12 protein-coding genes are annotated in these 12,934 nt (G+C 45.2%); 6 read left to right on the top strand and 6 right to left on the bottom strand.

The annotated features are described in order from the left end of the window. Positions 1-8 precede the first annotated feature (8 nt). Together FKN05_RS10240 and FKN05_RS10235 are read right to left on the bottom strand one after the other, a co-directional pair. Entirely contained in the window at positions 9-1,826 is a 1,818-nt protein-coding gene (locus FKN05_RS10240; protein WP_170887441.1) for an extracellular solute-binding protein, read from the bottom strand. Between the two features lie 181 nt (positions 1,827-2,007). Next, complete coding sequence (locus tag FKN05_RS10235; protein ID WP_099611131.1) at positions 2,008-2,526, bottom strand: NUDIX hydrolase; 519 nt, start codon at positions 2,524-2,526, stop codon at positions 2,008-2,010. Positions 2,527-2,694: 168 nt separating this feature from the next. Between FKN05_RS10235 and FKN05_RS10230 the strand changes: the two genes are divergently transcribed. After that, the gene (locus FKN05_RS10230; protein WP_161427946.1) at positions 2,695-3,486 is read left to right on the top strand and encodes a siderophore-interacting protein; all 792 of its coding nucleotides are present in this window, start codon (positions 2,695-2,697) and stop codon (positions 3,484-3,486) included. A 79-nt stretch (positions 3,487-3,565) separates the two neighbouring features. Here FKN05_RS10230 and phnR read toward each other — a convergent pair whose 3' ends face one another. Then, positions 3,566-4,315 (bottom strand): phosphonate utilization transcriptional regulator PhnR, encoded by a 750-nt coding sequence (gene phnR / locus FKN05_RS10225; protein WP_099611130.1) that lies wholly within the window; start codon positions 4,313-4,315, stop codon positions 3,566-3,568. Positions 4,316-4,514: 199 nt separating this feature from the next. Here phnR and rnk point away from each other — a divergent pair, with 199 nt between their 5' ends. Further along, the gene (rnk, locus tag FKN05_RS10220; RefSeq protein WP_099611129.1) at positions 4,515-4,922 is read left to right on the top strand and encodes a nucleoside diphosphate kinase regulator; all 408 of its coding nucleotides are present in this window, start codon (positions 4,515-4,517) and stop codon (positions 4,920-4,922) included. A gap of 53 nt (positions 4,923-4,975) precedes the next feature. Here rnk and yjjG read toward each other — a convergent pair whose 3' ends face one another. Continuing rightward, a complete protein-coding gene (yjjG, locus tag FKN05_RS10215; RefSeq protein WP_099611128.1) occupies positions 4,976-5,650 on the bottom strand; it encodes a pyrimidine 5'-nucleotidase in 675 nt (224 codons plus the stop codon). Between the two features lie 100 nt (positions 5,651-5,750). Here yjjG and elbB point away from each other — a divergent pair, with 100 nt between their 5' ends. Then, positions 5,751-6,401, top strand: coding sequence for an isoprenoid biosynthesis glyoxalase ElbB (gene elbB, locus FKN05_RS10210; RefSeq protein WP_099611127.1), 651 nt, complete (start codon positions 5,751-5,753; stop codon positions 6,399-6,401). 77 nt (positions 6,402-6,478) lie between these two features. Here the strand turns inward: elbB and folE are convergent, their stop codons facing one another. After that, positions 6,479-7,132 carry a GTP cyclohydrolase I FolE gene (gene folE / locus FKN05_RS10205; RefSeq protein WP_099611126.1) on the bottom strand — a complete coding sequence of 218 codons (654 nt, stop codon included), beginning with the start codon at positions 7,130-7,132 and terminating at the stop codon, positions 6,479-6,481. 148 nt (positions 7,133-7,280) lie between these two features. Between folE and moeA the strand changes: the two genes are divergently transcribed. The 3 genes from moeA (at position 7,281) to FKN05_RS10190 (ending at position 10,180) form a co-directional block, all read left to right on the top strand. Then, positions 7,281-8,516, top strand: coding sequence for a molybdopterin molybdotransferase MoeA (gene moeA, locus FKN05_RS10200; RefSeq protein ID WP_099611125.1), 1,236 nt, complete (start codon positions 7,281-7,283; stop codon positions 8,514-8,516). A gap of 8 nt (positions 8,517-8,524) precedes the next feature. Continuing rightward, positions 8,525-9,283 carry a molybdopterin-synthase adenylyltransferase MoeB gene (moeB, locus tag FKN05_RS10195; RefSeq protein ID WP_161427948.1) on the top strand — a complete coding sequence of 253 codons (759 nt, stop codon included), beginning with the start codon at positions 8,525-8,527 and terminating at the stop codon, positions 9,281-9,283. 72 nt (positions 9,284-9,355) lie between these two features. Further along, entirely contained in the window at positions 9,356-10,180 is an 825-nt protein-coding gene (locus FKN05_RS10190) for a sulfurtransferase (protein WP_099611124.1), read from the top strand. A gap of 87 nt (positions 10,181-10,267) precedes the next feature. Here FKN05_RS10190 and FKN05_RS10185 read toward each other — a convergent pair whose 3' ends face one another. Beyond that, positions 10,268-12,925 (bottom strand): alpha-amylase family glycosyl hydrolase, encoded by a 2,658-nt coding sequence (locus tag FKN05_RS10185; RefSeq protein ID WP_170887440.1) that lies wholly within the window; start codon positions 12,923-12,925, stop codon positions 10,268-10,270. Positions 12,926-12,934 lie beyond the last annotated feature (9 nt).

Genomic DNA, 12,934 nt, shown 5'->3' with positions numbered 1-12,934 from the left:
TCGACCTCTTAACGGCGTTTGGCAGGCAGTTTCTGCGCTTTTTGCTCAGAGATCCACCACGTGTCTAACCCTAAATCATAATCTGGCATCACATCGGGACGGGCAAATTTATCCCAACTGGCGACCCGATACATTCCGGTATACCACTGAGGAATTAGGTAAAAGTTCCATTGTAAAACGCGATCTAATGATCGTCCTAATGCGACTAACTGCGATGGATTTTGTTGATTTTGTACGATTTGCTCAGTAAGCGCATCAATCACCGGATCATTCACTCCCGCAGTGTTATAGGTAGAATCCATATAACTTGAGTGCCAAACAATCAGTAAATTGGGGCTCGGATAAGGGTTAGCGAAAAAGCTGGATGAGACCATGTCAAAATCTCGATCACGCAGCCGTTTAGTATATTGCGTGGTATCAATGGTGCGAATTTTCATATCGATGCCCATCAACTTTAAATTGCGCTGGATAGGAATGGCAATTCGCTCTGCCGTTGGGCTATAAATAAGTAATTCAAAACTCATCGGCTCTCCGGTGGCGACGTTTTTCATCACTTTATTCTCCAGTTCCCATCCCGCCTCTTTTAGCAATCGGAAAGCTTCTCGCATCTGTGGGCGAATTCGGCCACTGCCATCGGTCACTGGCGGCTGATATTCTTGAGTAAAAACCCGAGCGGGGAGCTGTGCTTTAAACGGCTCAAGTACCGCTAATTCTTGTTCACTCGGTAAACCTTTTGCTTCATAGCGAGTATTTTGGAAATAGCTGCGAGTACGGGAATATTGATCGTAAAACATATTCCGATTCATCCACTCAAAATCCATGGCATAATTTAATGCTTCACGTACTCGAACATCTTGAAAAATCGGGCGCTGAGTATTAAAAACAAAGCCTTGAGTTGCAACTGGTGCATGATGTGGAATCTCTTCTTTTTTGATCCACCCCCGATCAAAATTAGCACCGGTATAAGAGGTTGCCCAAAATTTCGCCTGACTCTCTTGGCGCAGGTCAAACTCACCGGCCTTAAAGGCTTCAAGCATCACCGTATCATCGCGGTAATAATCATACTGCACTTGCTTAAAGTTATTTCGTCCAACATTCACCGGTAGATCTTTCGCCCAATAATCATCCACCAGCTGATAAGTCACACTTTGACCGGGTTTAAAATCAACCACACGGTAAGGCCCGCTACCGACGGGAGGCTGATTTAAAGGTTCAGATAAATTTTTATCACGCCAAAAATGGGCGGGTAACACTCGAGTCGATTGAGCAAAACTAAAGAGCTTCTCACGGTTGCCTGTTTTCATTTCAACGCGGACAGTACGCTTATTTAAGGCTTGCACCGATTTGATTTCTTGATAGTAAACTCGGTACTGAGCAACGCCTTCGGTCATAAATTTATTAAAGGTGAACTCCACATCATAAGCGGTGATCGGAGTGCCGTCGTGAAAACGTGCCGCAGGGTTTATATCCAATTCAAGCCAGAGGTAATCATCAGAATAACGGACTTTTTCGGCGATAAGTGGATAGTAGGTATCGATTTCGTCACTGGGTGAAAACATTAATGCATCGTATAACTCACCCGTTCCCGCAGCCGCCACTCCACGTGAAGCATAACGGTTAAAGTTATCAAAGGTGCCAATCTGCCCATAAGTGATTTTTCCATACTTGGGCGCTTGAGGATTCACATAATCAAAATGGGTAAAATTGGCTGGATATTTCGCTTTGCCGTAACCGACTAACTGGGTCGTCTCTATAACATCCGCCCAAGCCATCTGGCTGGATGCGACCAATAATGCTCCCAATACCCATCGTGAATATTTCCCCATGTAAACGTCCTTTTGGTTAACTGGTTATTTTTCGTCTTATCCTATTGTTTTTACTATACTCAACTCTGAATAAGATACCAATGCATAACGGATCTGATTTCATTCAATTGCCGCGCTTCGAACGAGATCGTATTAGCGACTTACGATTTCATTCTGTCCAAGCGTTTAATTCCCCTAAATCTTACAGCAATTCTTTGGCAATCAAGCGCAGTAAAAAAGTTTCTCGCTCAATACTCATGCCTTTTTGTGTACTATGTGCCATGGTCTGCTCATTATGGGCAATGGCCTGATGAATATTCATCCACACAGGCTGCATACCATTGTTGATTTCATACTCTTCCAAACGCATTTGACCAAGCTGACGATCGGCTTTGCAGGTATAGCAATAAGAGATCATATGCATCACATCAGCATCCTCTCGATACCAAGGACGAAACTCTTCATATAAGCCAAATGGTTGGATCATTTGAATATTGCTTGCACCTGTTTCTTCTTGTAATTCACGCACCATGGCTTGGATGATATCTTCCTGTTTATCAACGCCCCCACCGGGTAAGGTGTAATCATCATAGCGCTCAGTATAGAGCAATAAAATCTCTTCACCTTCAAGCACAATGGCTCGAGCGGCTTTACGCTGTATGATTGAATAATGGCTTAAGTTAGCGATATCTGGGTGGGTTGCTGTCTGTAAATGTCTCATGAGTCTCTCGCTTTAATCCTTGCAGTGAATTTTATCATGTAGACTCATCGACCAGCGAATCCGTTCATTATTTTTATCGATAAATTATTGTAAACGACAACGATTATCATTGCCGATACGTAAAATTATCGTTATGGTAAGCCAGATAAAGTCAGCGAGATAAATACTATGAGTCATCCAAATAATCAACGCCCTTCTTACCCTGTCACCGTGGTAAAAACTGAACGAATCTCTCCGCACATTCAGCGTATTACTCTGCAAGGTTCAAGCATTGCTCACTTTGGAAAAGAGAGTGAAGGTGGCTATATTAAACTGCTGTTCACTCCGCAAGGATCCAGTGATCTCAGTCAACTTGGCAGTGAAGAACGCTCCGTCATGCGCACTTATACCATTCGTCAGTTCGATACACAGACTCACAGCCTTGTGGTCGATTTTGTTCGCCATTCCAGTGAGGATTTGGCTTGCAGTTTTGCCTCCCGCTGGGCAGAAACTGTACAAGTGGGTGAAAGCATTGCCATCGCAGGGCCGGGTAAAAGCCAAGACCCAAACTGGAAAGCAGCTGAATGGGTATTTCTTGCAGCAGATATGACCGCCCTGCCCGCCTTGTCAGTGACACTGGCGAGTCTTGATGCAAAAACAAAAGGTTATGCTGTGATAGAGATCAGCGATCCCGCCGATCAACAACGCTTAATCTCCCCAACCGGCGTGCAAATTATATGGGTCAATGCAGCGCAAGGAGAATCCTTAACTGAGGTTGTCAAAGCTCAATCTTGGTTAACGGGTCAATGCGCGGTGTGGTGTGCCTGTGAATTTGATGCCATGCGGACACTGCGGCAATATTTTCGAAATGAACGAGCCGTTGCGCGAGATTTTATTTACATCAGCAGTTACTGGAAAAATGGAGTAACGGAAGATGGGCATAAAGTGATCAAACGCCAAGATGCGGAAGAAAACAGTTAGCCATTCACTATTCAGTGGTATAAGTCAAACCACCTCAAACATGGCCTGCGGGCCATGTTTTTCTCATTTATCGTTTTTCTCACTTATCGGCACGAGTTAAACACGATGAGAGATCCGATTCAGCGGGATGTGATCGCTCAGCCACCGATTCGATACTAATGGCATCATGTCGCCAATATTCAATACCACAGTCGATTAACTCGCCGTACTGGTTGTAATTCACTCGCTCAACTACCGTTGCCGGTGTTCCTGTTGTCGATCTCAAGGCCTGCGCAGTTTCACCGAATAGTGAACGAGTGGTGATCCGATAGCGTATTTTTTGATATTGTATCGAAAAGTGACGTTGATAGGTGTCAGTCAATGATTGTGACAAATCAAAATCTAACAAGTTAGGACAATATTCTGGACGCACGTAGTGAGTCACGAACGCCACCGGACGATGATCTAAATAACGAACACGCTCAATACAATACACTTCCGAAAATGGGGCTAATTGCAAAAGTTTCGAGGCTAATTTATTAGCCACCTCTACTTTGGCACTCACAAGCTCAGTTTTCGGCTGACGATGTTGTGCTCGTGCCATATTGGTAAAATTTAAAGTTTGAGTTGGGTCATAACGCAGTGGTGGTGGAGAAATAAACCAGCCTCGCCGATCTTCTCGATAGATTCTTCCTTCCGCTTCTAATAATGAAAGCGCTTCACGCAGCGTTACCCGTGTTGTATTAAAAGTCTCGGCTAATTGACGTTCAGCAGGTAATTTCTGCTTAGCCGTCAACATGCCTGCTTCAATTTGTTCAACAATGACATCTTTAATTTTTATGTACTGCACATTCGCCCTTATTTATTCCTAGGGTCTGTTGCCCCTAGCACATCATCAGCCACTAACACGACAAAACTGTGCGCGCAACGATTGAATTTTATCACCATTCAGTTTATGTTCTAGACACAATAGATGCAAAATTGCATACTGGACATGTTTTATGCCGCCCTGATTCGTTCGGGGCGGTATTTCTTTTGGAGAAAATAAAATGCCAAACAATCATTCAATTATCGTGTCAACCCTCGACATGGATCGCATCAGTGCATTAATGGATAACATGCCTAAGTTATCAGCAGAGCTGGAACGTCTAGAAGATGAGTTGGATCGTGCAACCGTACTCGCTCCTGAAGAAATCCCAGCGAATGTTGTCACAATGAATTCTACGGTGAAGTTTAAATTTTTGGGCAGTGATGAAATTATGCAAAAAAACCTAGTCTACCCCAAAGACCTAAAAACAAGCGACGATATCTCGATTTTTGCCCCAGTAGGCAGCGCATTGCTCGGTTTATCAGAAGGGCAGCAACTCTCTTGGCCAATGCCAAGTGGTGGCGAAAAAACGATTGAGATCATTGAAGTGGTTTATCAGCCAGAACGAGAAGGTGAATATACTCGTTAATCATCCCTGACACTTTGGTGCAAAGGCCACTCTTTGCACCAAGAGCGATGGACTTACGCCAGTAAAATGGTTTGCAACTCATACAAGGAAGCCACTTCATAGTGAGCATTAATCCCTTCTGGGCATGGGTGTTGATGTGTATTTAGCCAACATGTTTCAAACCCAAAATTAAGCCCTCCCAAAATATCTGAGTGAGGATTGTCTCCTACCATCAGGACTTTTTCTTTCGAAGGATGCCCCATCCTCTCCATCGCATGGGCAAAAATTCCCGCATCGGGTTTAGCAATACCGACTTGCTCAGAAATAACAATATGCTCAAAATAATCCGTCATACCTGTTTTTGCTAAACGCACATCCTGCAGCTCTGTAAAACCGTTGGTAATAATCCCTAGCTTGGCTTTTCCTTTTAATCCATCTAATAACTCTTGTGCACCAGGTAATAAAGTACAAATATCTGCCATTGCGGTTAAAAATGCGCTATTAAGCTCTGTGGTGGTGGTCTCTAATTGTTCAGCCCAGTGCGTAAAGCGAATATGTTTGAGTTGCTCAGCGCTAATATCGCCATTTTGGTAGTCCACCCACAGCGGTTTATTAACCTGTTGGTATTGATGGAAATCCTGCTCAGTAAAATCGACCCCTTTACGCGCAAACATTAATTGCATGCCTTTAAAGGCATCAAAGTGGAATAACGTTTCATCCGCATCAAACAAAATCCAATCGTACTTCATTACTTGCTCCTCAAAATTATCCGCGCAGTGTAGATTGTTTTTAATAAAATGTTAACCTCATAGAGAGGTCTTATCGATGAAATAAGTAAGGAGCCTATCAATGAAAAAAGTGGCCGTAATTTTAAGTGGATGTGGTGTTTTTGATGGCGCTGAAATTCACGAAACGGTATTAGCCCTGTATGCCATAGAAAAGCAAAGAGCCAGTTGGCACTGCTTTGCGCCCAACATTGAGCAACAGGTCGTCATTAATCACTTGACGGGTGAAGTAATGAAAGAAACCCGTAATGTCTTGGTTGAAGCGGCCCGCCTCACTCGTGGTAACATCCAAGATCTAACCCAACTGAACGTTCAGGACTTTGATGCATTACTGCTTCCCGGTGGGTTCGGTGTGGCAAAAAACCTAAGTGATTTTGCCGATAACGGCGCTGAATGCGGTATTAACGAGCAAGTTGCGACGATTTGCCGAGCTTTTGCGAAAGTGGGTAAACCGGCGGGTTACCTTTGTATTGCTCCTGCGCTTATCCCCCATATTTACGAATCTGGCGTTGAAGGAACCATTGGTAATGATCCTGATACCGCTTGTGCATTCACTAAAATGGGGGGTGAACACGTAAACTGTCCGGTCGATGATTATGTGTACGATCAGCAGCATAATGTGCTTTCTACCCCTGCTTATATGCTCGCAGAGAATATCACTCAAGCAGCAAGTGGGATTGATCGATTAGTTAAAAGATTGATTCAATTGGCTTAATAGCATTCAGAATCCATCCTTAAGCTTTACATACTTTAGTTAAATGATGGATTCTGATCTGCATATCACGACTTAGTTTAGCGAATGCTGTGTAAAAACTCTGCGCGAGTGGAAGGGTTTGACTTAAAAATCCCGCCTAATGCTGTCGTGGTTGTCATGCTGGTTGCGTCCATCACACCGCGAGATTTAACGCAATAGTGGGTCGCATCAATAGTGACCGCCACATCATCCGATTCAAGCAAGGTTTGCAATGCCACCAAAATTTGCTGGGTGAGCCTTTCTTGAACCTGCGGACGCTGGGCAAAAAATCGAACAATGCGGTTAATTTTTGATAAACCAATAATTTTCCCACGCGGGATATAGGCAACTGCGGCTTTACCATCAATGGTAACTAAATGGTGTTCACAGGTGCTGGTCAAGGTGATGTCTTTCACGCATACCATCTCACTGACCTTCATCTTATTTTCGATGACGGTGATTTTAGGGAAGTTCTTATAGTCAAGCCCAGAGAAAATCTCATCCACATACATTTTTGCGATGCGATGGGGCGTTTCTTCTAAGCTGTCATCAGTGAGATCAAGCCCCAGCAGATTTAAGATTTCACGCATATGATGTTCAATTTGCGTTTTTTTCTCTTCACGGCTGATCACATTGGGTTGCATTGGCGTTTCCTGGCCGCGGCTTTCGAGAGCCGCTTTCACTAACTGGGCGGATTCGCTCAAACTTGACATTTCCCTACCTCTTGTTTACCCCTTTTGAATGGCAAACAAGAATACTCGTATTTTTGAATAATTACATCCCTATTTTATGAGAGGGCATTATTGTCTCGCCCTTTGTATGCTAAAGTACGCCAAAAATAATAACCACAGGACGATTAATATGGGCTGTTGCGATGCACAAAATCTCATGCCAATTGAAGATGCTCTCAACTCAATGCTTGCACGCATTACACCGATTAATGACACACACCAACTTCCGCTAGCCGATGCCCTCGGTTTTGTGCTCGCAGAAGATATTCTCTCCCCAATCCACGTTCCTCCTTTTGATAATTCAGCCATGGATGGATACGCGGTAAGACGCGCGGAACTCGCACAACAAGTCCAGTTGCCCGTTGTGGGCAAATCATTTGCAGGACAACCTTATACCGGCAATTGGCCAGCAATGACATGCATCAGAATCATGACCGGTGCTCAAATCCCATCGGGATGCGATGCAGTGATCATGCAAGAGCAAGCCCAAGTGACAGAGCAAGGTATTCGGTTTGCGGTCTCTGAAGTAAAGCCGAACAGTAATATTCGCCCCACAGGTGATGATATCCGACAAGGTGATGTGGTGCTCAGCGCTGGTTCACGTTTAACCGTGCGCGATATTCCGATGATCGCCACCTTAGGGATAAGCCATGTGCGTGTGTTTCGTAAACCCAAAGTAGCCTTTTTTTCAACCGGCGATGAATTAAAGCCACTGGGTGAACCACTAAAGGCTGGGCAAATTTATGATAGCAACCGCTATGGCATGAAGCCGTTAATTGAAAAATTTGGCTGTGAAGCGATTGATTTAGGAATTATTCCCGACTGTCCTGCCCAATTAACCACTGCATTTGAGCAAGCACAAACTCAAGCCGATGTGGTGATTACTTCCGGAGGCGTGAGTGTCGGCGAGGCGGATTACACTAAAGATATTCTGGCTAAACTTGGTGAGATCGGCTTTTGGAAATTAGCCATAAAACCCGGTAAACCCTTCGCGTTTGGCTCACTCAATCATGCATGGTTTTGCGGCTTACCGGGTAATCCGGTTTCTGCTATGTTAACTCTATATGTGCTCGTGCAACCCATGTTGGCAAAACTTGCTGGGCACACGGCTTGGCAAGCCTCTCCCTCGATCCCAGCGACGACTCGCTCTCGTTTTAAAAAATCTCCCGGACGCACCGATTATCAACGAGGAATCTACTCAATTGAAGATGGGCAGTTTGTCGTTGAAAGCACAGGTAACCAAAGTTCTGGTGCCTTCCGTTCCATGAGTTTAGCTAACTGTTTTGTGGTGCTTGAACGAGAACGTGGCCATGTTGAGGTTGGAGAAACGGTTCACATTCAGCTATTTAATGCCAGCTTGTATTGAGGAACATTATGGATCTTTTGTCTGATCAGGAAATGCTGCGTTACAACCGCCAGATCATGCTAAAAAACTTCGATTTCGAAGGGCAAGAAGCGCTGAAACAAAGTTCTGTTTTAATTCTTGGTGCAGGGGGGTTAGGTTGTGCCGCAAGCCAATATTTAGCGACCGCGGGCATCGGTAGCCTGACGCTGATTGATGATGATGTGGTTGAATTATCTAACCTACAACGCCAAGTGTTGCACACGGATAACGATCTTGGCCGCCATAAAGTTGACTCGGCGGCCGAGTCACTGCATAAACTCAACCCACACTTGGTGATCAGGACGATTGCGCAACGTTTAGAGGATGAAGCGTTGAATGCGCTGATTGCCACTCATAGCCTTGTGCTGGACGCGTGTGATAACGTTGAAACTCGCAATCAACTTAACCGCCTATGTTACCAAAACAAAACACCGCTCGTTTCTGGTGCGGCGATTCGAATGGAAGGGCAAGTCAGCGTATTTATGTATCAACACCCTGACGAACCCTGTTACCAATGCTTAAGCGCTCTATTTGGCCATAATTCACTCACGTGTGTTGAAGCGGGAGTTATGGCACCGATAGTCGGTATTATCGGTGCAGTGCAAGCATTAGAGGCAATCAAAGTCATTGCTAATTACGGCCAACCTTTGAGTGGAAAAATTTTGATGCTTGATGCATTAAGCATGACATGGCGAGAAATGAAATTACCTAAACAGGCTCACTGCCCTATTTGTCATGCTCAATCATGATCACGAAAAAGACGACAGAGCACCAGCGATAAGGACGCCCTGCCATATTTTGTTACTTAAGGAATCGTAACCATGTCCCCACTCGTAACTCCAGCTTGGCTATCTCAGCACTTAGCCTCTCCAGAAATCATCCTCCTCGATTGCAGTATTGAATTTCAAATGGCTAATGAAACGGAGAAGGATTGGCTCAATAAAATTCCTGGCGCACAACGCTTTGATTACGATAAAGAATTTTGTGATCCATACAGTACCCTGCCGCATATGATGCCAGATGAAATTCGGTTTAATTGTCTTGCACAAGCACTAGGGATCAATCAAGACTCTATCATTGTGGTGTACGACAATAGTGGAACTTTTGCTTCACCTCGTGCTTGGTGGATGTTTCAAGCCTTCGGCCATAAGCAAGTTTATATTTTGGATGGCGGGCTACATGAATGGAAATTGGCAGGGTATGACGTGTCACAGGAATACACCCAGACGCCACGTCGAGGTAACTTCGTGGGTAAGCTTTCACCTGACTATTTTGTTGATGCGGGCTATGTTTTCAATAAAATTGCCGACCCCACCAGCTTAACGATCGATGCTCGCTCTGCTGAACGATTTTTAGCGCAAGTCCCCGAACCAAGGGCCGGTGTGCGCAGTGGTCACATCCCAAACTCGTGTAATATGCCGTTTGCACAGGTAATGGATGGGCATAAAATGAAATCGTCACAAGCTTTAGCTCCTATCCTTGCCCAAGCTTTCGCACCCGCTAATGAGTATCTATTTAGTTGTGGATCTGGAGTGACCGCTTGCATTGTTTTGCTGGCCGCTTATCTCTGCGGCTATCCCAATCTCGCCATTTATGATGGTTCATGGACTGAATGGGGCCAACGACACGAATTACCGATTGCATAAATCCTATTTTTACCCAAACAACTTTGAGTTACAGGTAGGCAGCAAAGACGAGGCCTAAAGCCTCGTCTCATTCGAACGCCTAACCGTTTATTCTTTTAAGGTTATGATAGGCAACTCATCCCAAATTTTACTTTCATCCGATGCGCCACCAGAGAAGTTCCATGGCCCTTTGTCTTGATTTAACGGACGATAATTGGCCGATAAACCATCCAAATCCCAGGTAGTAACATAAAAGCGGACATCATCGAGTGACTCAGGTCGACCCAGCGCATCGCTGGCAAAATCGATCGAGATCGTGTTATTGGCTTTATCCACCGTGACCTTAGGTGCTGGTGTCACAGCCTCTCCCCATGTGGTGGCATTTGCTCCTTTGGTGTTGTAAATCGAGCTTTGCCAGCCAAAAATAACCGCATTGCGACTCCAGGTTCCGCTTGGCATCGATGCGTTGATCTTTGGCAGTTCCGTTAGGTTGGTTGCCGCTTCTTCTGGTAAATCAATGAAGATGGTGAAACCCACGTGGTCAAAGCCGTTTGGCGGTAACCAAGTATCGGTGATCTTGTCCATGGTGAAGGTCAAACGTACGTTACTGCCAACGGTAAACACCTCTGCTTGGTTGATTGCGAGTTGGCTGTTGTCTTTGTCGAACGTTGGATCGGTTGGCAACGAGTAGTTACCGTTAAGGCCGCCTGTACCGTCTTGCGCATCGTCCGCATCATCAATAGTCTCATCCGGCATGTTTGACCAACTTAGGTTCGAGATAAAATTCACATCCTCGATACCTGCTTTTTTCTCGGTGGAATAAATTGCGAAGCGGTGCTGTTGCTCACCAATCGCAAAGTGACGCGTCGACAGCGTGACGCTAAACTGACCGTCAGCGCTTACAGTAATGGTTTGCGCGGTTTCCAAGTTACCGTCGACGACAAGGTTTAATTTCTCGTTCGCGTTAGCACTACCCGCGATAACAATATCACCAGTGATGGTTTGTCCTTCCCAATTCTCCGCCAGTTGGATGTTGAGATCCGGTCTGTCTACTGATTGGGTATCGGCACTTTTAAAGTAAATGGCGGCAGATTTCGCGGGCAATTCCAGCGTCACATGACCATTGTCATCGATAACTAACTGTTCTGGCGCACCTGCCCAGTTCGACATAATTTGTTGTTGGAATACGGTACCGCCCGCTTGCTCTACGTCGAGTTGGTTCATCAACATCGGTGAGTTGGAGGTGTTCATCACCACTAAGACTTCGTCGTTATCCAATGTTCGAGTAAAGGCGAATACGCCCGCGCCCGCTTTATCGCTGCCAATCACTTTTATTTCGCCACGTGTCATGACTTTGTTTTCGGTGCGCAACTTAGCCAGTTCTTGGATGAACAAGTACATCTCGCTATTTTGATCGAATGAATCGACAGATTGACCATCTTCACGGTAACCGCCAGCAAACATCGCATCACGTGCCACTGACATCGCCTGTTCTGTACCTTGGTAAATCACAGGAATACCGGGTACGCTCATCATGGTGATCAGTGCTTGTTTCATGTCATTCACGCTACCTTGCGACAGAAAACGCGGCATATCGTGATTATCAATGAAGTTCGGCATGATGTATGGATTCGGGAACATCTCCATCATTTTTTCTAGCCGGAAACGCAAATAATCAGTTGGTTGTCCTGAAGCAAATACGCGCGTCATGGTCGCTTGCAGTGGGAAGTTCAATACCGAGGTTAGCTGTTTCGGCGAGCCATTTTCACCGATGTAAGTCAGCATCTTTTCTTCACCTTGCGTCTGGTAAGGTGTGGATGTTTCGAATACTTCACCAAAAGTGAGGAAGTTGTCACGCCCGGTATCAACCGCTTGCGTCATCACGCCATCGTCGGCGTGCAAGAAATCATGCCAAAAATCGTGTTCGACAAACTTTACCGTGTCGATACGAAAAGCGTCAACACCCACTTCGCGAATCCATTTTCGGTAGCTCTCTTTTAGATAAGCGCGTACTTCTGGATCGGACGTGTTGAGATCATCCAAATCAGAAAGCTGCCAGGTTTTTTCTTGTATCGGATCATTGTGATCGGTGATGCTTGGTGTCCAGTGGTAACTGCCTGTGCCGTCTGTTTTACATTCGTTCATGTTGAGTGGGTAAGGCAGCTCTTGCCCTGCTGGCAACGCATTTTCAATCAAACGGAAGCCCTGACAAGGGAGGCTTGGATCATAATTATAAGGATTATCGTAGGTGAAGAAGTTGCCTACATGGTTAGTCACGATATCCTGAATTAAGAACATATTGCGAGCATGCACTTCGCGCGCTAACGCTTGATAACTTTCTAGATCCCCAAAATGCTCATCCACTTTTTGGAAGTCACGCGCCCAATAGCCGTGGTAACCGCCGTAGTTTTGCTCTGCATCCCACCATTGGTTTGCAACCGGAGGCGTAATCCAGATCGATGTCGCGCCCAACTGCTCAATATAGCCCAGTTTATCGCTCACCCCAACAAGATCGCCGCCACTGAATTTTTTCTCAGAGGTGGGGTCATATTCGTTCTGTCCTTGGTCATTAATCGCATGATCACCATCATTAAAGCGGTCAATCATTAAAAAATAAATGATCTGATCTCGCCAGTCAGGAGATGCCACGTGACTACCGGCTTCTACTGATGTCGTTTCATCACTTCCACAGCCAGAAAGAGCAAGAGCAATCGATAAAGAAAGTATTTTTATTTTATTCATAGGTTTAGGTATTATTTCAAACACAGTTATTGT

The organism is Vibrio sp. 1-1(7) (genome assembly GCF_013048485.1).
GTDB classification, from domain to species: Bacteria; Pseudomonadota; Gammaproteobacteria; order Enterobacterales; family Vibrionaceae; genus Vibrio; species Vibrio fujianensis.
Note: the sequence above shows the minus strand (reverse complement) of the source record. Positions and strands in the feature narration are given on the sequence as shown.